General features: G+C 65.5%; 13 protein-coding genes. 5 read left to right on the top strand and 8 right to left on the bottom strand.

What is annotated here, in order from left to right; all coding sequences use genetic code 11:
• Positions 1-45 precede the first annotated feature (45 nt).
• The 5 genes from ABIB80_RS19865 to ABIB80_RS19845 all read right to left on the bottom strand — a co-directional run bounded on the left by ABIB80_RS19865 (position 46) and on the right by ABIB80_RS19845 (position 7,265).
• Complete coding sequence (locus ABIB80_RS19865; RefSeq protein ID WP_354128156.1) at positions 46-957, bottom strand: DMT family transporter; 912 nt, start codon at positions 955-957, stop codon at positions 46-48.
• Positions 958-1,095: 138 nt separating this feature from the next.
• On the bottom strand, positions 1,096-1,977 hold the full coding sequence (locus ABIB80_RS19860) for an NAD(P)-dependent oxidoreductase (protein WP_007591584.1): 882 nt from the start codon (positions 1,975-1,977) through the stop codon (positions 1,096-1,098).
• Positions 1,977-3,108, bottom strand: a protein-coding gene (gene prfB, locus ABIB80_RS19855; protein WP_007591586.1) for a peptide chain release factor 2 whose coding sequence is annotated in 2 segments (ribosomal slippage) — positions 1,977-3,038 and positions 3,040-3,108 — 1,131 coding nt in all. Because the reading frame shifts where the segments join, the coding sequence is not laid out codon by codon here. Before prfB ends, ABIB80_RS19860 begins: the two co-directional genes overlap by 1 nt.
• Positions 3,109-3,219: 111 nt before the next feature.
• Positions 3,220-5,721, bottom strand: coding sequence for a penicillin-binding protein 1A (locus ABIB80_RS19850; protein ID WP_354128155.1), 2,502 nt, complete (start codon positions 5,719-5,721; stop codon positions 3,220-3,222).
• A gap of 251 nt (positions 5,722-5,972) precedes the next feature.
• Positions 5,973-7,265, bottom strand: coding sequence for an N-acetylmuramoyl-L-alanine amidase (locus ABIB80_RS19845; RefSeq protein ID WP_007591588.1), 1,293 nt, complete (start codon positions 7,263-7,265; stop codon positions 5,973-5,975).
• 704 nt (positions 7,266-7,969) lie between these two features.
• Here ABIB80_RS19845 and ABIB80_RS19840 point away from each other — a divergent pair.
• On the top strand, positions 7,970-11,044 hold the full coding sequence (locus ABIB80_RS19840) for an Rne/Rng family ribonuclease (protein WP_007591589.1): 3,075 nt from the start codon (positions 7,970-7,972) through the stop codon (positions 11,042-11,044).
• Positions 11,045-11,109: 65 nt separating this feature from the next.
• Here ABIB80_RS19840 and ABIB80_RS19835 read toward each other — a convergent pair whose 3' ends face one another.
• Complete coding sequence (locus ABIB80_RS19835; protein ID WP_007591591.1) at positions 11,110-11,793, bottom strand: helix-turn-helix domain-containing protein; 684 nt, start codon at positions 11,791-11,793, stop codon at positions 11,110-11,112.
• 209 nt (positions 11,794-12,002) lie between these two features.
• Between ABIB80_RS19835 and ABIB80_RS19830 the strand changes: the two genes are divergently transcribed.
• The 3 genes from ABIB80_RS19830 to ABIB80_RS19820 all read left to right on the top strand — a co-directional run bounded on the left by ABIB80_RS19830 (position 12,003) and on the right by ABIB80_RS19820 (position 16,060).
• Positions 12,003-13,499, top strand: a complete 1,497-nt coding sequence (locus ABIB80_RS19830; protein ID WP_354128154.1) for an amidase — start codon at positions 12,003-12,005, stop codon at positions 13,497-13,499.
• An 84-nt stretch (positions 13,500-13,583) separates the two neighbouring features.
• On the top strand, positions 13,584-14,810 hold the full coding sequence (locus tag ABIB80_RS19825; RefSeq protein WP_007591597.1) for an MFS transporter: 1,227 nt from the start codon (positions 13,584-13,586) through the stop codon (positions 14,808-14,810).
• 17 nt (positions 14,811-14,827) lie between these two features.
• Positions 14,828-16,060: an NAD(P)/FAD-dependent oxidoreductase gene (locus ABIB80_RS19820; RefSeq protein ID WP_007591598.1), complete on the top strand. Its 1,233-nt coding sequence runs from the start codon at positions 14,828-14,830 to the stop codon at positions 16,058-16,060.
• A gap of 71 nt (positions 16,061-16,131) precedes the next feature.
• Here ABIB80_RS19820 and ABIB80_RS19815 read toward each other — a convergent pair whose 3' ends face one another.
• A complete protein-coding gene (locus tag ABIB80_RS19815; RefSeq protein WP_007591599.1) occupies positions 16,132-16,968 on the bottom strand; it encodes a helix-turn-helix transcriptional regulator in 837 nt (278 codons plus the stop codon).
• A gap of 89 nt (positions 16,969-17,057) precedes the next feature.
• Here ABIB80_RS19815 and ABIB80_RS19810 point away from each other — a divergent pair, with 89 nt between their 5' ends.
• Entirely contained in the window at positions 17,058-17,936 is an 879-nt protein-coding gene (locus tag ABIB80_RS19810) for an SDR family oxidoreductase (protein ID WP_007591600.1), read from the top strand.
• 26 nt (positions 17,937-17,962) lie between these two features.
• Here ABIB80_RS19810 and ABIB80_RS19805 read toward each other — a convergent pair whose 3' ends face one another.
• The gene (locus tag ABIB80_RS19805; protein ID WP_007591601.1) at positions 17,963-19,297 is read right to left on the bottom strand and encodes a dicarboxylate/amino acid:cation symporter; all 1,335 of its coding nucleotides are present in this window, start codon (positions 19,295-19,297) and stop codon (positions 17,963-17,965) included.
• Between the last annotated feature and the right edge of the window lie 80 nt (positions 19,298-19,377).

Here is a 19,377-nt window from a genome sequence, read left to right as displayed (position 1 = left end):
GGCAAGCGCCGCGATTTTCCGTGAGGTGAAACGACGACTCTGGAACTATGTGCCGCGCCGAAGCAGGTCCAGAACGCGCCCATCGATCACCAGCAACGCGCTGCCGATCACGATCGCGCCCGCGATCTCTCGCATCGAGATCGGTTCGCCCAGCACCAGCCATCCCAGAAGAACGGCGGTGACGGGAATGAGCAGCGTCACCAGCATCACGTTGGTCGCACCCGACCGCCGCAGGATCTGGAAGAAGACGATATAGGCGAGCGTCGTCGACAGGCCGGCAAGGCCAAGCACTGCAAGCCACGTCGTCATGCCCGGCATCGGCAGACGCCACGGCTGCTCCGCTGCGCCCGCGACGATCACCATCATCACCGTGGAAGCCATCAGTTGATAGGCTGCCGTCACCAGCGGCGGGGAGTCCTTCAACAACCGGCGCGCTGCCAGCGCCGCAAAGCCATAGCTGAAGGCGCCGCCGAGGCAGAGCAGGATACCGAGCCCCTGCCCCGCCCGTGTTTCAGCGCCCCATCCGCGCAGGATGATCACGCCGGCGAGGCCCAGTGCCACGCCGGCGACGCGACGCAGCCGTAAGGCCTCTTCGCCTGCCGCCGCCATTACGATCACCGTGAACAGCGGCGTGGTGGCATTCAGGATCGACGCCAGCCCGCTTGGAATGAAGGTCTGGCCGACCACGATCAGCGAGAACGGGATGACGTTGTTGAGGAGCCCAATCGCGACGAACGGTTTCCAGCCGGCGATGCCCTTGGGAAAGCCAATGCCCTGGATACGGAGCAGCGGCAGTAGAATGGCCGCGCCAAGTGCAACGCGCAAAAGCACCAGCGTGAGCGGCGGCAATTCCCGCAGCGCCGCGCCGTTGAAGAAGAACGACCCGCCCCAGAGCACCGAGAGCACAGCGAGCAGCGACCAGTCGCGCGCGTCGATCCGGCTGTGATTCAGGGGCATGGCGTCTCATGTCGCTAGGCGAGACAGCCGCCTAGGACGATCCTGCGAACAGCGCCACCCGATTTCCGATGACGCATCCGTTTACAAGACCAACGTGCGAACGAGGCAAACGACGCTGCCCCATGTCGATGTGATCCGCTAGGACGGCTTCTTCGGCCGCGACACCAGCTCGATCATCTTGCCTTCATCGTCGTCAGGCATCGCAGCCTTCGCCTGCGCGTAGGCCTCGACGGCGGCGCGCGCGACCAGCGGCTTGTCGGCCAGCAGGCTCTCGGCGAGCTTCACTGCGTAGGCGGCATCCTTGTGCCGCAGCGCCGCCGTGAATGTTGCGCCGGAAAAATCGCGGGCGACCATGCGCTTGGAGTGGCGCTGCACCTGCGGGCTTGCGGCGACGCCCGCCTGAATTGATTCCAGCACCAGATTCATGTCGAGCCCGGCCTGCTCGGCGATGGCGAGTCCCTCGGCGAGGCCGGCGATCTGGATCGCGCCCATCAGATTATTGATCAGCTTGTAGACGGTGCCGGCACCGACCGCGCCGAAATGGCGGATGGTCGAGCCGATCGGTGTCAGATAGGGCCGCGCGCGTTCGAGATCGGCGGGATCGGCACCAACGAGCAGCGTCAGCTTTCCGCTCGCTGCCGCATCCGGCAATCCCGTCACGGGGCAATCGATATAGATTAGCCCGCGCGCATTCATTTCGCGGCCCATCTCGCGGGCGTGGTCATAGGAAACGGTGGAGCATTCGATCGCGATGGTGCCTGATTTCGCCGTCTTGGCTGCGCCCTCGGGCCCGAGCCAGACCGCGCGCGAGGCCTCGTCATCGGCGACCATCGTCACGACCGCGTCGGCGTCGATCGCCGCGTCCTCAGGCGAGGTCGCCCACAGCGCGCCGCGCGCGATCAGGTCTTCCGCTTTTGTTTTGCTGCGATTCCAAACCGTCACCGTGAAGCCGGCATCGAGATAGCGGCCGGCCATGCCATGGCCCATCCGCCCAAGCCCGATGAAGGCGATCCGGGGCATCAGTCGACGTCCTCGATGTCGGCGCCGGGAGTGCCGAAGGCGCGCTGCGCCAGGGTCGCGGCCATGAAGTCGTCGAGATCGCCACCGAGAACGCCTGATGTATCGGAGGTCTGCACACCGGTGCGCAGATCCTTCACCATCTGGTAGGGCTGGAGCACGTAGGAGCGGATCTGGTGGCCCCAGCCGATGTCGGTCTTGGCGGCCTGGTCGGCGGCGGCCTTCTCTTCACGCCGCTTCAGCTCGATCTGATAAAGCCGTGCGCGCAGCATGTCCCAGGCCTGCGCCTTGTTCTTGTGCTGCGAGCGGCCGGCCTGGCAGACCACGGCGACGCCGGTCGGGATATGCGTCAGCCGCACCGCGGACTCGGTCTTGTTGACGTGCTGGCCGCCGGCGCCGCCTGAGCGCATGGTGTCGACGCGGACGTCGGATTCCTTGATGTCGATCTTGATGGTGTCGTCGATCACCGGAAACACAGCGACGGACGAGAACGAGGTGTGCCGCCGCGCGTTGGAATCGAATGGCGAGATCCGCACCAGGCGGTGCACGCCCGCCTCGGTCTTGAGCCAGCCATAGGCATTGTGGCCGGAGACCTGGATCGTCGCGGACTTGATGCCGGCCTCTTCGCCCTCGGACTCTTCCAGCACCTCGACCTTGAAGCCGTGGGTTTCGGCCCAGCGCGAGTACATGCGAAGCAGCATCTGCGCCCAGTCCTGGCTCTCGGTGCCACCGGCGCCGGCATGCACTTCGAGATAGGAATCGAAACCGTCGGCCTCTCCCGACAGCAGCGCCTCGAGCTCGCGCCGGGCGACTTCCTTCTTGAGGCTCTTCAGTGCGGCTTCGGCTTCCTTGACGACGCCCTCATCGCCCTCGGCTTCGCCGAGCTCGATCATGCCGATGTCGTCTTCGAGCTCCTGCTCGACCTTACCGATGCCGGAGAGCGAGTCCTCAAGCGAGGTGCGCTCCTGCATCAATTTCTGGGCTTTCTGGGGATCGTTCCAGAGGTTGGGATCTTCTGCGAGCTTGTTCAGCTCAGCGAGGCGCGCCGTCGATTTCTCGACGTCAAAGATGCCTCCTCAGCAGCCCGACCGACTGCTTGATCTCTTCTACCAACCGTTCGATTTCGGCGCGCATGTGGTTCTCTGGTCTCGCGGAATTGTTCCGCGTCTAATGACAACGGGATGTAGCGGCGGCGGCTGAAAAGCGCAACCGCCGCGGCGACGAACGTCTGTCTTGTCCTAAGCCTTAGTACAGCCCGCCGGTGCCCGGCCGCATGAAGAAACCGGAATCCGGCTGCTGCTGCTGCGACGCCGGCATCCGGCCGTCGGCATCGGCAACGCCGATGACCGAATAATTATCCGGCGGCGCCGTGCCCGGCTTGAAGGCTTCGAGGATGGTTCCGCCGGTCTCGCCCGGACCGGCGCGCATGCCGGTCTTGGCGACGACGCGCACCAGCTTGATGCCGGCCGGCACCTTGAACGGGACCGCGGGCTTGTCGACGAGCGCGAGCTGGAGGAAGTCGCGTGCGATGGGAGCTGCGAGATGACCGCCGGTCGCGGCGTTACCCTTGCCGAGCGGACGCGGCTTGTCGTAGCCCATGTAGATGGCGACGGCGACGTCGGGCGAGAAACCGACGAACCAGGCGTCCTTGGCCTCGTTGGTGGTGCCGGTCTTGCCGGCGATCGGCTTGCCGACCTGCTTGACCACGGTCGCGGTACCGGCCTGGACCACGCCTTCCATCAGCTCGGTGATCTGATAGGCGGTCATGGAATCCAGCACCTGCTCGCGGCGGTCAATCAGCTGCGGCTCGTTCTGGTTCTTCCAACCACCCGGCGCGTCGCAGCCGCGGCATTCGCGCTGGTCGTGCTTGAAGATGGTGTGGCCGTAGCGATCCTGGATGCGGTCGATCAGGGTCGGCTTCACCCGGCGGCCACCATTGGCGAGCATCGAATAGGCCGTGACCATGCGCATCGCCGTGGTCTCGCCGGCGCCGAGCGCGTAGGACAGATAGTTCGGCAGTTCGTCATAGACGCCAAAGCGGCGGGCATATTCGCCGATCAGGGGCATGCCGATGTCCTGGGCGAGGCGCACCGTCACCGTGTTGAGCGACTGCCGCAGCGCGTTGCGCAGCGTCACCGGCCCCTGGAACTTGCCCGAGGAGAAGTTTTCAGGCCGCCACACGCCCGCGCCCTGGCCCTGGTCGATTTCGATCGGGGCGTCGAGCACGACAGTCGAAGGCGTATAGCCGTTGTCGAGCGCGGCCGAATAGACGATCGGCTTGAACGACGAACCGGGTTGCCGATAGGCCTGCGTGGCGCGGTTGAACTGGCTCTGGTCGAACGAGAAGCCGCCGACCATCGCCAGCACGCGGCCGGTCCAGGGGTCCATCACCACCATCGCGCCGGACACTTCGGGAATCTGGCGCAGCCGGTACTGACCTTCGACGGGCTGGGCGTCCTTGTACAGCGGATCGGCGTAGATCACGTCGCCGGGCTGGAGCACCTGCGACACTGCGCTTGCCGCCCTACCCTTCGCAGCCCCGGAGGCCGCTCTTGCCCATTTGATGCCGTCGAGCGTGATGAGGCCGGTCTCGCGCTGCTTGCTGATGGCGCCGCCGAGCTCGCGGCTCGGCTGGAAGCCGATGCGCGCCGACTGATCGCTGGTCTCCAGCACCACGGCCATGCGCCATGGCGAGATATCGGACAGAGACTTGATCTCGGCGAGCTTCACGCCCCAGTCGCCCGAAATGTCGAGCTTGCTGATGGCGCCGCGATAGCCCTGCTGCTCGTCATAGTTGACGAGACCGGCGACCATGGTCTTGCGCGCCATGACCTGAATCTTGGGATCGAGCGTAGTGCGGACCGAGAGGCCGCCCTCGTAAAGTTTCTTCTCGCCATAGCGCTCGAAGATGTCGCGGCGCACTTCCTCGGCGAAATATTCGCCGGCGAAGGTGTGGGCGCCATTGGAGCGGCTGGTAACGACCAGCGGCTCCTTGCGCGCCTTGTCGGCGTCGGCCTGCTTGACCCAGCCGTTCTCAACGAGACGATCGATCACGTAGTTACGGCGCTCGATGGCGCGGTCGCGGTTGCGGACGGGATGCAGCGTCGCAGGCATCTTCGGCAGCGCCGCGAGATAGGACGCTTCCGCCACCGTCAGCTCGTTCACCGACTTGTCGAAATAAACCAGCGACGCAGCGGCGATTCCGTAGGCGCCGAGACCCAGATAGATTTCATTCAGATACAGCTCGAGGATCTTGTCCTTCGAGTAGGTCTTCTCGATCCGCATGGCCAGCAAGGCTTCCTTGATCTTGCGCGCGAAGGAGACCTCATTGGTCAGAAGGAAGTTCTTGGCGACCTGCTGGGTGATCGTCGAAGCGCCCTGCGGCCGGCGGTTGGAGCCGTAGTTCTGGATGTAGACCACGCCGGCGCGCGCCATGCCGGTGTAGTCGATGCCGCCATGCTCGTAGAAATTCTTGTCCTCGGCCGCGAGGAAGGCGTTGATCACGAGTTTCGGCACCGCCTGGATCGGCAGGTAAAGCCGCCGCTCCTTGGCGTATTCGCCGAGCAGCGAGCCGTCGGTCGCGTGCACGCGGGTCATCACCGGCGGCTCGTAATCCTGAAGCTGAGAGTAGTCCGGCAAGTCCTTGGAGAAATGCCAGATCAGGCCTGCGACGGCACCGACCCCGACAAGGAACAACACCGTTCCCGCGGCGAACAGGAAGCCCATGAACCGCACCAGCAAGCGCATTATCTGTTTATCCGTTCAAACTCTGGATCAGCCCAAAGATCAGCCCTGGCGCCCGAAACAGGCGCCAAACCATCGCGAATTCACCGGCCTTACTCAATACTATCGGTGCCGGACCCAAGACGCTTGCCGAGCGGGATTCTCGCCGATTCCGGAACCCCCTGCGGCGTTTTTATAAAGCGCCCGCTGTGGCCAAACTAGGGCTTTTGCGGCGGGACGGAAAATCCCTTCTCAATTCGACGATCCTCCGGTCGTCAATTTGACGATCCGGCCGTGGCCATCCGCTTGGCCAAAAACCCGTCGATCGCCTGTGCCATCGAGCCCACGGCACGCGAACGCCATCCTTCCGAGACCAGATGTTCGAGGTCGCCCTTGTTGGAGACATAGCCGATCTCGACCAGGACCGACGGCACGTCGGGCGCCTTCAGCACCCGGAAGCCGGCCGATTTCAGGGGATGCTTGTGCATCCGCACGGTCGACTTCATTTCGCCCATCAACAGGTGGGCAAAACGACTTGAAAAGGTGCGGGTTTCCCGCTGGGTGAGATCGATCAGGATGTCGGCGACATCGGTCGGCTCCTCCGCGAGGTTGAAGCCGGCGATGGCGTCCGCCCGGTTTTCCGCATCCGCCAGCCGCTGCGCCTCGGCGTCGGAGGCCTTGTCGGACAACGTGTAGATGGTCGCGCCCTGCGCATCGCCCTCGGCGCGCGGCAGCGCGTCGGCATGGATCGAGACGAACAACGCCGCCTTGAGGCTGCGGGCGACTTTGACCCGGTCGTTGAGCGGGATGAAGGTGTCGTCGTCGCGTGTCATCACCACGCGAAATTTGCCGGTCTTTTCCAGCCGTTCGCGCAGAGCCAGGCCAAAGGCCAGCACCAGATTCTTCTCGCTCTCGCCGCTCGACTGGGTGCCATTGTCGATGCCGCCATGGCCGGGATCGATGACAACCACCGCGCGGCCATCGGCCTTCTGCCCGGCTTCAGGATGTGCAGATGCGGGAACCGTCGCGGGCGGCGGATCGGCAATTGCCGGCCGCAGCTCAGGACGATTTTCCGGAGCCAGCGACGGCACGAAGGCGGTGCGCTCGACCTCCTCCAGTTCGAGCACCAGCCGCGCGGGCTGACCGTTGGCGGCCTCCACCACGTAGGAATTGGCGATCTTGGCCGGGCCCGTCAGGTCGAACACGATTCGGGAGCCGCCGGGCATCACCAGCCCATAGCGGAAGGCCTTGACCAGTCCGCGTCCGCCGGACCCGGTGCCGGCGGGAAGTTGAAAATTGACCTGGGGGACGTCGACCACCACCCGATACGGGTCGGCCAAGGTGACGGCGCGGAAGCTAACGGTCTGGTCGATGTCGAGGACAAAGCGGGTTTGCCTGCCGTCACCGGCCAGCCGGGCGGCCGAAGCCGTCGGGAAATTCACTGATGCAACAGCGGGTTGAGGCTGACTTTCCGCAGCCTTCAGGCGCGAGGAATCGGCACAGGGCAATGCTGCCGCGCAGAGCAGCACGCATCCTAGCAAGATCCTTTGATTTGCGCGGCTCGCCACCGATTCCGTGCCTCCGAGCAGCCTCTTTAATGCAATAGAACCACACGGTTAAACGATCCTTAATGACAGAGACGCGAAACTCGCTGACTGTGACCGCCGTGCGACGCTCCTTGCACGGATGGCCCAATCCACGTATGTACGGAATGCTGACGGCCGATATTTCCGGTTGTGTCGCATTCAGCCTCCCGGTGCAGCGCCGGAACTCTCAAGGTTTGGGAATTCCAGCGTTTTTCCGTTCCCCTCTAAGTCCAGCGCGGTGCGCGGCAGCAAGGTGGAGCGGGGCAAGCCCCGGCGGCGGACGGTTCCCGGTTACCACCACGTTTCCGGGACGGTTCTGACAGCGGCGCAACCCGTTACCCGATCCCTTAATCCCAAGGGAGCGGTTCGTAATACCCAAGGCGAGCGCGCTCGCGCCATGCCTGGCCAACAGCAACTGATTGAGGGGCGGCCCCGCCGCCCAATGTTTCATACGGGCCGACGCTTGATGCGCCAGACTGTGCCGACCAATTCTGAAGGACCATTCGCGACGCTGCGGAGTGAAAATTCCGCGCGCCACTTTGGTCCTCCGGCGTCCGGTTCGGCAAGGCGCGAGAGACGGCGTTTCGGCCTTCCCCTCACCCCCGAATCAGGTGGACCGTCGCGTCACCCGGCAGCGCTGATGGCGCCCACGGTGAATCGCGCCCGCCGCCGCCAAGAGTTAAGACATGCCCAACAAGATGTTGATCGATGCCACCCACCCGGAAGAGACCCGGGTCGTCGTGGTCCGCGGCAATCGCGTCGAAGAGTTTGATTTCGAGACCGCGCAACGCAAGCAACTGCGCGGGAATATCTACCTCGCCAAGGTCACAAGGGTCGAACCCTCGCTCCAGGCCGCTTTCGTCGAATATGGCGGCAACCGCCACGGCTTCCTCGCCTTCAGCGAAATCCATCCCGACTACTACCAGATCCCGGTTGCCGACCGGCAGGCGCTGATCGAAGCCGAGGAGCAGGCCCATCGCGAGGCCGAGGAAGAGAGCGAGAACCGCTCCCAGGGCCGCCGCCGCTCCCGCCACCGCAATTCCCGCCGCCGTAGCCATGGCGAGCGCGTCCGCAGCGACGTCGTCGAAGGCAGCGATCCCGCGGCCCGGCAGGTCCAGGGCGAGGCCCTGCCCGAAGGCGCTTCGCACGAGGGCGAGCACCTGCACGCCGGCGCAGAGCATCACGGCGAGCACGAAGGCCACGATCATCACGGCCACGAAGCACATGACCACGAAGGGCATGACCACGACGACCATCATCATGCCCATGGTGACGATCATCACGCCCACGACCATGGCGACCACGATCATCATGGCGAGCACGACCATCACGACCATGATCATGCCGACGAGACACCGGCGCCTGTCGCAGCGATCGGCGCCGAGCCCGCGGTCGCCACAGAGGCCGTTGCCGAGCCGCAGGAGGTTGCCTCCGACGTACACGCCGACGATCTTGCCGAGGCCGTGACGTCGGCTACTGAGCCTGCCGACGCCGTGTACGCCCCCGGCGAGAGCACGCAGGCTCCGCATCACGAATCCGAAGCGACGGCCGAGGATGACGACGAAGACGAGGACGACGAGGAAGCCGAAGAGGACGTCGTTGAATCCGTCGGCGGCGACGATGTGCTGGAAGAAGTGCCGGAGCGCACCTTCCGTCCCCGCCGCCAGTACAAGATCCAGGAAGTCATCAAGCGCCGCCAGGTGATGCTGGTGCAGGTCGTCAAGGAAGAGCGCGGCAACAAGGGCGCGGCGCTGACGACCTACCTCTCGCTCGCCGGCCGCTATGCCGTCTTGATGCCGAACACCGCGCGCGGCGGCGGCATCAGCCGCAAGATCACGAGCGCGCAGGACCGTTCGCGCCTAAAGGAAGTGGTGCAGGATCTCGACGTGCCCGAGGGCATGGGGATCATTCTGCGCACCGCTGGCGCCGCCCGCACCAAGCCCGAGATCAAGCGCGATTTCGAGTACCTGATCCGGATGTGGGAGACGGTGCGCGACATGACGCTGAAGTCGCAGGCCCCGACCCTCGTCTACGAGGAAGGCTCGCTGATCAAGCGCTCGCTGCGCGACCTCTACAACAAGGAGATCGACGAGATCTCAGTTGCCGGTGAATCCGGTTACCGTGAAGCGCGCGACTTCATGAAGATGCTGATGCCCGCCAATGTGAGCGCGGTGAAGCAGTATCGCGACGGCCAGCCGCTGTTCTCGCGCATGGGCGTCGAAAGCCAGCTGGATGCGATGTTCTCCCCGACCGTGCAACTGCGCTCCGGCGGCTACATCGTCATCAACCAGACCGAAGCGCTGGTCTCGATCGACGTCAACTCCGGTCGTTCGACGCGCGAGCATCATATCGAGGACACCGCGCTCAAGACCAATCTCGAAGCCTCCGAGGAGGTCGCGCGTCAGCTTCGGCTGCGCGATCTCGCCGGCCTGATCGTCATCGACTTCATCGACATGGACGAGAAGCGCAACAACCGCGCGGTCGAGCGCAAGCTGTCCGATTGCCTCCGGCAGGACCGCGCGCGGATCCAGGTCGGACGCATCTCGCATTTCGGCCTGCTCGAAATGTCACGCCAGCGCATCCGCGCCAGCGTGTTGGAGTCCTCGACCGATCCCTGCACGCATTGCGGTGGCACCGGCCATGTGCGCTCGGTGTCCTCGGTTGCGCTCCAATTGCTGCGCGGCCTCGAAGAGATCCTGATGAAGGGCGCAACCCACAATCTGGTGGTCCGCACCCGCACCGACGTCGCGCTCTATGTGCTGAACCACAAGCGCGGCCATCTGCGCGACCTCGAGAACGGCTTCAAGGTCACGTTGTCGGTCATCGCCGACCCGAGCGTCAACGGGCCGCAGGCCTATGTCATCGACCGCGGCGAGCAGGTGCATACGCTGGAAGCCGCCAAGGCTCTGCTGGCGGCGCAGGCGGCCGCAAGCCCGCCGCCCCTGGTCGAAGAGGCCTATGACGACGAGGAGTTCGATCCGGAGACCGAATCCGAGGTCGAGACCGAAGAAACCGAAGGTCTCGCCGAGGAGCAGACCGCAGGCGACGCCGCTACCGAGCAGGACGGCCAGCGCCGCAAGCGTCGCCGTCGCCGCCGCGGTCGCGGTGGCCCGCGCGACGAGGAGACGCGCGAGGATGGCGCTCCCGCTCTTGCCGAGACGGCCGTGGCGGCCGGCGAAGGCGAAGAGGATGCCGAGGCCGAGCCGGATGGCGAGGAAGGCGAGGAACAGGGAGCCCGTGGCGAGCAGCAGGGCAGCGCCGATCGCCGTCGCCGGCGTGGTCGCCGTGGCGGACGTCGGCGTCGTGGTCCTGGCGAGGAAGGTCTCGCCGGCTCCATCGGCGACGAGCTCGCGGCCAGTGCGCCGTCGGAAGCGACCGATGCAGTCGCCGATTTCGACGGTTTTAGCGGCGAGGCTGCGCCCTCGATCGCGCAGGCCGAGCACACGTCGGAACCTCAGGTCACCCAGCCTGAGCCGCGGGCCGAAGCACGGATTGAGGCAACGGCCAGGCCTGAGCCGGCTCCTGCTGCCGCGGACGAAGAGCACGCCGACGACAAGGCCGCACGACGCCGTTCGACGGTTCGGGAAAAGGTGAGCTTCCTGTCGAGCAGCCAGAGTGAACCGGCACCGATCGCGCAGGCGGCCGAGCCGGTTGCCCCGCCCGCACCGGCTCCGGAGCCCGCGCCCGCAGCGGCAAGCGAAACCTCGGCCGCACCGCGTCGCGCCGGCTGGTGGTCGCGCCGCTTCGGCGGCGGCGAATAGACGAGCCCCAATCAAAAACGCCCGGCTTCGGCCGGGCGTTTTTCGTTCCACGCTCTCTTTGCTGTTCAGAGCGACGGTGGATCGCCTTCGATCGGCGCCACGTCGCGCGATGCGATCCGGCGGAGCTGATCGTAGAGGTCAGGCGCTTCGCTGGTGCAAAGGCAGACGCCTGTCGCAGCAGGCCCTTCGCCGGCGTTGAGGTAGGCGTGGCCCATGGTGCTGTCGAGATAAATGCCGTCGCCCTCGCCCAGGATCTCCGGCGCGTAGAACTCGGTGTGGACGGCAACGCGTCCGCTCGTCACCACGAAATATTCCTCGCCGGCGTGGCGCAGCAGCGGACCGAACTCCTCCAGCGAGCGCGCCCTGACTTCGGCCAGGATCGGCACCATGCGTTTGCCGATCAGATCGGTGCATTGATAGGTGTAGGTGTAGAATCCGGTCGTGATCACCTGCCCCTGCCCGGCACGGCTGATGCTCCGTCGCGCCGTGACCGGTCTGCTCTGCTCGGGACGCGGGGGCACCGGATTGAACAGCTCGGCGATCTCCATCTTCAAGCCGGAGGTGAGCTGGAGCAGCTTGTCGTAGGTCAGCGACATCAGACCGTTCTCGACCTTGGACAGGGTCGACAGCGCCATGCCGGTCCGCTCCGCCACCTGCTTGAGCGTCAGCCCCCGCGCCTGGCGGGCAGCCTTGAGGCATTGGCCCAGCTGGGAGTTGGCGCCCTCCGGCGTCGTCACGATCTCGCTCATCCAGCAAGGTTATCACGGCGGCCGAAAAATTGTTTGATCGATCCACCTAATCTTTTCGACTGAAGCCGGCCCTGGGTTCCGCATCTGGCCGCCGTTTGGGCAGGCAAACCAGCATTTGTGCATGAAATGGCCGGTTCTGACGAATATTGGTGCGCGGCCTCCACTTTCCGATATGCTAAATCGTTTTCAAATTTTGAAAGGGATTGGCATTGTCCGACCTTTGCGATTCCAGCGCCGTTGAGCTGCGCCGCCGCCTGTCCGCCCGGGACATCTCGCCCGTCGAGCTGCTGGAGTCGTGCCTGTCGCGGATCGCCACCGTCAATCCCGCCGTCAATGCCGTCGTGACACTGGACGAGCCTGGCGCTCGCGCCGCTGCCAAGGAAGCCGAGGCCGCCATCCTGCGCGGTGAGGATCATGGCGCCCTCCACGGGCTCCCCGTTCTCATCAAGGACACCCAGGACACCGCTCGACTGCGCACCACCTATGGCAGTCCGTTGCTGAGGGACAACGTCCCACTCGCTGACCAGGGCTCGGTGGCACGGCTGCGCGCGGCTGGCGCCATCATCTTCGGCAAGACCAACACACCGGAATGGGCGGCCGGCGGCAACACCCGCAACCCCGTGTTCGGGGCGACCGGCAATCCGTTCGATCCGATGCGCTCGGCGGCCGGCTCCTCCGGCGGCTCGGCGGTGGCGCTCGCCTGCGGCATGGCTCCGCTCGCCTCGGGCTCGGACACCGGCGGCTCCTTGCGCAATCCGGCCGGCTTCGCCGGCATTGTCGGCATGCGCCCGTCCTTCGGCCTCGTCGCCAGCGAGAAGCGCGTGTTCGGCTGGTCCAATTTGTCGACCGACGGGCCGATGGCGCGCAATGTCGCCGACACCGCGCTGATGCTGTCGGTGATGGCGAGCGACGATGCCCGCGATCCGCTCGCCTATACGCTGCCCGGCGAGCCTGTGCGCGGGCATGCCGAACGCTGGGCCGCGCCGCGCCCCGCAGAACTCGGCAGGCTGCGCCTGGCCTTCACCGAAGACTTCGGCTTCGCCCCGACCGAGCAGACCATCCGGCGCGTGTTCCGTCAGCGCGTGAGCAAGCTTGCACCTCTCTTCGCCGAATGCCGCGAGGCGACGCCGGATTGCTCCGGCGCCGATGACGCCTTCGCCGTGCTGCGTGCCGGCATGTTCCTGGCGACGCATGGTAAGAACTACAAGGAGCGGCCCGAGATGCTCGGGCCCAATGTCCGCGCCAATGTCGAGGAAGGCCTCGGCTACACGCTCGAAGATCACGCGCGCGCCGCAACGACGCAGACGCGGATCTATCGCGCCTGGCAAAGCTTCTTCGAAAGCTGCGACGTGCTGATCAGCCCCACCATCACGCTCAGTCCGCGGCCGTGGTCGGAGCCCCATCCCGCGGAGATCGACGGGGTGCCAACGAAATCCTACTTCCATTGGCTGGCGCTCGCTTATGCCGTGACGCTTCCCGGCCATCCCGCCATCAGCATTCCTCTCGGCCTCGATGAAGCCGGGCTGCCTTTCGGCCTGCAGATCGTCGGTCAGCGTGGCGGCGACGCCGCCGTGCTCGCGGTGGCCGCGAGCCTCGAAGCAGCGTTCGCCGGCGACGCGCAATTGTGCCGGCCGGCGCCCGATCTGGCCCGGCTTGCCGTGGCGCCGCCGCTCTCGGCTGCACCCGGCTTCCTGACTTGGGAATGAAGAACGTGGGAATGATCAGAACTCGGGCATGACCTGAACTCGGCAACGACCGAAACCAGCCCTTTCGGCGCGATGGAGACGAGGATGACGGAATTGCCGAGGAAGACCAGCGTCATCGCATTCGTCCTGCTCTACGTCGCCTACTGCATCTCCTATGTCGACCGCGCGGCGATCTCGCTGGCGCTGGCGCAGATCGGCAAGGACTTCAACCTCCAGGCCGCAGATCTCGGCATTGTCATCAGCGCGTTCTTCCTCGGCTACGCCGCGATGCAGGTGCCGGGCGGATGGCTCTCCGACCGCTTCGGATCGAAATATGTGGTGATCATCACCATCGTGATGTGGTCGCTGTTCACGGCGTTCACGAGCCTTGCTTGGTCGCTCACCTCACTGATCGCGATCCGCTTCCTATTCGGTATCGCCGAGGGCGGCTTCCCGCCGGCGAGCATCCGCGCAGTCGCGGAGGTGTTCAACAAGGACAGCCGGCCGAAGATGTCGGCGCTGCTGCTGTCGTCCAACTATGCCGGCAGCATGATCGCGCCGCTGATCATGGCGCCGTTGATCCTCTGGCTCGGCTGGCGCCATGCCTTCAACGCGATCGGCATTGCAGGCATCGTCTTTGCGGTCGCCTATTTCGTCTTCGTCCCGTATCTGGGCCGCCTGGGCGCGAACGATCCGAACCTGTCGGGGGCGAAGGCCGAGAGCCGTGCGCCGATGCGCGAGCTCATGAAGAATCCGCTGCTGTGGCAGCTGATGGTGGTGTGGTTCGGCCTCAGCTGCGTCAACAAGGGCCTGGATTCCTGGATGCCGCTCTATCTGCTCCAGCAGCGCGGGCTCGACCTCAAGACCGTCGGCATCGTGGCGCCGATCCCGTTCGTGATGGCGACGATCGCGACCGCGATCGGCGGCTGGGTGATGACGACCTTCTTCGCCGAGCGCGAAAAATATCTGCTGATCGGCGCTTCCGCATTGACCGGCATCTTCCTCTACGCCATGTACAAGGCGGAGACGATCGCGATGCTGATCACCTACCAGTCGGTGGTCTATTTCTTCAAATCCTTCGTACTGGCCTCGGTGATTGCGCTTCCGACCAAGCTGCTCCGCGACGACCAGATCGGATCCGGCATCGGCATGGTCAATCTCGGCGGCCAGAGCGCGGGCTTCGTCGCACCCGTGGCCATCGGCTTCATCGTGACCGGAACCGGATCGTTCGATGCCGCCTTCGGCTTTCTCGTGGCGATGACGGCGTTATCAGTCGTGGTCGCCGCAACCATCAACACGGCCCAGCCGAAGCTCATGCCGCAGACGGCCTGACAGGAGAATTTCTTCCGATGCAAAGCGCGATCGTCCTCGGCGGCGGCATGATCGGCGTCAGCGCGGCGCTGCACCTCCAGCAGCGCGGCTGGTCCGTCACGCTGATCGACCGCAGGGAGCCGGGCCGTGAGACCAGCTACGGCAATGCCGGCATGATCCAGGCGGAAGCGGTGCGCCCCTATCCGATGCCGCGCGACCTCGCCACGCTCCTGAAGATCGCGACCGGCCGCACCAACGACGTGCGTTACAGCCTGTCATCTCTTCATCTTCATATCGAACCCCTGCTCCGCTATTGGTGGCATTCGGCGCCGAAGCGACATCGTGAGGCGATCGACGCCTGGGCACGGCTGATCGCCTACGCGACGGCGGAGCACGACATCCTCATTCGCGAAGCCCATGCCGACAATCTGATCCGCCGCGCGGGATACCGGCACCTGCATCGCGACGCTGCCTCGTTCGATCTTGCCGTCAAGGCGGCGGAAGAGGACCAGCGCGAATTCGGCGTGAGGTTTCGTGCGCTCTCGGGCGCCGAGCTCGCCAAGGCCGAACCTGTCCTGCGCGACGACCTGCCCGGCGCGATCCATTGGCTCGACACCTGGACCGTGTCTGATCCCGGCGCGCTGGTCACGGCCTATGCCAATCTGTTTGAGCGCCTCGGCGGCGCCATCGTGCTCGGTGATGCCCAAAGCCTGCAGCAGACCGCCACCGGCTGGTCGGTCAAGACAGACCATGGGCGGGTCGACGCCGCCAACGCCGTGGTGACGCTCGGGCCGTGGTCGCCCGATCTCCTGCTCAAATTCGGATATCGCATTCCGCTGGTGCGCAAGCGCGGCTACCACATGCATTACAGCGGTGGCGCCTCGCTCGATCTGCCGCTGGTCGACAAGGCCGGTGGCTACGCCATGGGTCCGATGGCGAAGGGTATCCGCATCACCACCGGCGCGGAGTTGACGGGCCTGGACGCGCTCGCAACGCCCGTGCAGCTCGCCAGCGCGGAAGCCTCCGCGCGCGAGCTGATCGACCTCGGCAAGCGGGTCGAGCCCGACCCATGGTTCGGCACCCGCCCCTGCACGCCCGATATGCTGCCGGTGCTCGGCCCCGCCCCACGCCATCCCGGCCTCTGGATGAACTTCGGCCACGGCCACCAGGGCTTTACGCTGGGACCCGCGACCGGGCGCCTCCTCGCCGAGATGATGAGCGGCGAAACACCGGCGATCGATCCGACGCCGTACCGGCCGGAGCGATTCTAGATCAGGGTTGACGGCAAGCACCGCGTGCGCGTCGCCAGATGCAGGTTGAACGCGCGAGTTCGCAACTTCCGTCAGTCGGCGCGCTCGGCGAGCAGTGTCCTGATGCGTTCGGCGTCGTCGGGAGTCGCGGGGTTGTAGACGATCATGCTGAGATCGGAGCGTCCCTCGACGATAAAGCTCGAATATTCGAACGACATCGTGCCGTGAACGGGGTGCCGCAGCCGCTTGGTGCCGTCGCCGTGGTAACGCACGTCATTGTCGCGCCAGAGCGCGGCGAATTCCGGGCTGGTCCGGCACAGCTCGTCGACAAAATTGGCGACATGCGAGACTGCGCCGGCCCGCGCGGCGTCCGCCCGGAAAGCCGCGACCACGAAGCGCGCCACGCTGTCCCAATCGTATTGCGCGGCGCGCACGCGCGGATCGCAGAAGATGAAGCGCAGGATGTTGCGCTGTCCCGGCGGGATCGCGCCGTAGTCGGTCAGCACGGCGCTTGCGGCACGATTCCAGGCGACGACGTCCCAGGTCGCGGTCCGCACCAGCGCCGGGCTGAACGCGAACGCATCGAGCACCCGCTGCAACCGCGGCGAGACGCCTTCGCTCGCCTGGTAGCGCACCTCGGGCGGACGGCCGAGGCCGATCAGGAACAGGTGCTCGCGCTCGACATCGGTCAGCATCAGCGCTCGCGCGATGCGGTCGAGCACATCGGGCGACGGCGCGCCGCCGCGGCCCTGCTCGAGCCAAGTGTACCAGGTCGGGCTGATATTGGCGCGCTGCGCCACCTCCTCGCGGCGGAGTCCCGGCGTACGCCTGCGGCTACCCGCGAAGCCGAACGCGGTGGCATCGAGCCGGGTGCGGCGGTCCTTGAGGTAGGCCCCGAGCAGGTTTTCGGCTGAAGCGGTCTCGCTCATCCTGTTAGCTATTATACCCCGATAACGTCACTACTTTACCCGGATAATCCTAGCGCGGATGGTCGTCTCCACCAACCCTGGAGATACTCATGCGTGTTTTCGTCACTGGCGCCACCGGCTTCGTCGGCTCCGCCGTCGTTCGCGACCTGATCGCTGCCGGCCACCGGGTCACGGGCCTCGCCCGCTCCGACGCGGGAGCCGCGACGCTCGCCGCGATGGGCGCCGAGATCCACCGCGGCTCGCTGGAGGATCACGCGTCCTTGCGCAGCGGCGCGGCCGCCTCCGACGGCGTCCTGCACCTCGGCTTCAACCACGACTTCTCGAAGTTTCTGGACAATTGCGAGCTCGACCGCCACGCGATCCTGGCGATCGGCGAGGAGCTCAAGGGCTCCGGTCGCCCTCTCATCGTCACCTCCGGCGTCGCGCTGCTTGCGCCCGGCCGCCTCGCCACCGAGGACGATGTGTCGGCGCAGCGCTTTCCGCGCGTGTCGGAAGCGACCGCGCTGTCGCTGGCCGGCGTCCGCGCCGCCGTTGTGCGTCTTCCGCCCTCCACGCATGGCGAGGGCGACCACGGCTTCGTTCCGATCCTGATCAACCTCGCGCGCCAGAAAGGCGTATCGGTCTATGTCGGCGATGGCAGCAACCGCTGGCCCGCCGCGCACCGCTTCGATGCCGCGCGCGTCTACCGGCTGGCGCTGGAGCAAGGCGCAACCGCGAAGCACTATCACGCGATCGCCGAGGAAGGCGTGCCGTTCAAGGCGATTGCGGAAGTGATCGGCCGGCGGCTCGGCGTGCCCGTGGTGTCCCAATCGCCCGAGGAAGCGACCGCGCATTTCGGCTGGTTCGCACAGTTCGCGGGCGCCGACGTTCCGACCTCGAGCGCGAAGACGCGTGCTGCTCTCGGCTGGTCGCCGCAAGAAAAAGGGCTGATCGAGGATCTCGACCAGCCCTATTACTTCAAGATCTGACGGCGCCCGGCACCGTCAAATGCAGATCAGTCCGTCGTGACAGCCGTTTCCATGTCGGTCGGATCGATCTGCCTGGCGAGGTTGGCGTTGAGCTTGTCGCGATCGAGTTCGCCCTCCCACCAGGCGACGATCACGCAGGCAACGCCGTTGCCGCACAGATTGGTCAGCGCGCGGCACTCACTCATGAACTTGTCGATGCCGAGCACGATCGCCATGCCCGGCACGAGGCGCGGATCGACCACGGCGAGCGTCGCCGCCAGCGTGATGAAGCCCGCGCCCGTGATACCGGAGGCGCCCTTCGAGGTCAGCATCGCCACCACCAGAATGGTGAGCTGCTGGCCGAAGGTGAGATCGAAGCCCAGCGCCTGCGCGATGAACAAGGTCGCCAGCGTCATGTAGATGTTGGTGCCGTCGAGATTGAACGAATAGCCCGTGGGCACCACGAGGCCGACCACCGATTTGGAGCAGCCCAGGCGCTCAAGCTTTTCCATCAAGGACGGCAACGCGCTTTCCGAGGACGAGGTGCCGAGCACAATCAGCAGCTCGTCCTTGATGTAGGCGAGGAACTTGAAGATGGAGAAGCCCGCGAAGCGCGCGATGATACCGAGCACGACGAACACGAACAGCGCCGCAGTCAGGTAGAATGTCGCTATCAGGCCGATCAGGTTGAGGATCGCCCCGGTGCCGAACTTGCCGATGGTGTAGGCCATCGCGCCGAAGGCGCCGATCGGCGCCGCGCGCATCACGATGGAGATGACGCCGAACACCGCATGCGCGGCGTCGTCGATGAAACTGCGGATGGTGTGGCCGCGTTCGCCGAGCCCCATGATGGCGAAGCCGAACAGCACCGAGAACAGCAGCACCTGCAGGATCTCGCCTTGCGCGAAAGCGCCGACGACGGTGTCCGGAATGATGTGCAGCACGAAGTCGACCGACCTCTGGCCTTCGGCCTGCTTGGCGTAGTTGGCGACGGCCTGCGCGTTGGCGGCGGCGCCGCCGAAGCCCGCACCCGGCTTCACCAGATTGCCGATGATGAGTCCGATCACCAGCGCGAAGGTCGAGACGATCTCGAAATAGACCAGCGCCTTGACGCCGATGCGGCCGACCTTCTTGGCATCCTGGATATGGGCGATGCCCGAGACCACGGTGCAGAAGATGATCGGCGCGATCACCATCTTGATCAGCTTGATGAAGCCATCGCCGAGTGCCTTGATCCACTCATTGGTGGCGACTGACGGCCAGAGCCAGCCGACGATGGCGCCGAGCACGATCGCGATCAGCACCTGGATATAAAGTACCTTGTACCACGGCTTGGCGGCGGGCGGCGCGACCGGCGCCCCCACCATCGTTGTCGTCGTCATTGTTTCACTCCCCCTCAAAACGCCGGGCCAGCCAAGATCAACTTGGCCGGCCCTGTCAATCGGAACTGCTCGTTATTGCG

This window comes from Bradyrhizobium sp. i1.15.2 (assembly GCF_040548425.1).
GTDB lineage: Bacteria > Pseudomonadota > Alphaproteobacteria > Rhizobiales > Xanthobacteraceae > Bradyrhizobium > Bradyrhizobium canariense.
Note: the sequence above shows the minus strand (reverse complement) of the source record. Positions and strands in the feature narration are given on the sequence as shown.

What these genes read in the sequence shown, in the direction of transcription:
- ABIB80_RS19865 (WP_354128156.1), bottom strand. Translation starts at nt 957, where the DNA reads ATGCCCCTGAATCACAGCCGGATCGACGCGCGCGACTGGTCGCTGCTC.
- ABIB80_RS19860 (WP_007591584.1), bottom strand. Translation starts at nt 1,977, where the DNA reads ATGCCCCGGATCGCCTTCATCGGGCTTGGGCGGATGGGCCATGGCATG.
- ABIB80_RS19850 (WP_354128155.1), bottom strand. Translation starts at nt 5,721, where the DNA reads ATGCGCTTGCTGGTGCGGTTCATGGGCTTCCTGTTCGCCGCGGGAACG.
- ABIB80_RS19840 (WP_007591589.1), top strand. Translation starts at nt 7,970, where the DNA reads ATGCCCAACAAGATGTTGATCGATGCCACCCACCCGGAAGAGACCCGG.
- ABIB80_RS19835 (WP_007591591.1), bottom strand. Translation starts at nt 11,793, where the DNA reads ATGAGCGAGATCGTGACGACGCCGGAGGGCGCCAACTCCCAGCTGGGC.
- ABIB80_RS19825 (WP_007591597.1), top strand. Translation starts at nt 13,584, where the DNA reads ATGACGGAATTGCCGAGGAAGACCAGCGTCATCGCATTCGTCCTGCTC.
- ABIB80_RS19820 (WP_007591598.1), top strand. Translation starts at nt 14,828, where the DNA reads ATGCAAAGCGCGATCGTCCTCGGCGGCGGCATGATCGGCGTCAGCGCG.
- ABIB80_RS19815 (WP_007591599.1), bottom strand. Translation starts at nt 16,968, where the DNA reads ATGAGCGAGACCGCTTCAGCCGAAAACCTGCTCGGGGCCTACCTCAAG.
- ABIB80_RS19810 (WP_007591600.1), top strand. Translation starts at nt 17,058, where the DNA reads ATGCGTGTTTTCGTCACTGGCGCCACCGGCTTCGTCGGCTCCGCCGTC.
- ABIB80_RS19805 (WP_007591601.1), bottom strand. Translation starts at nt 19,297, where the DNA reads ATGACGACGACAACGATGGTGGGGGCGCCGGTCGCGCCGCCCGCCGCC.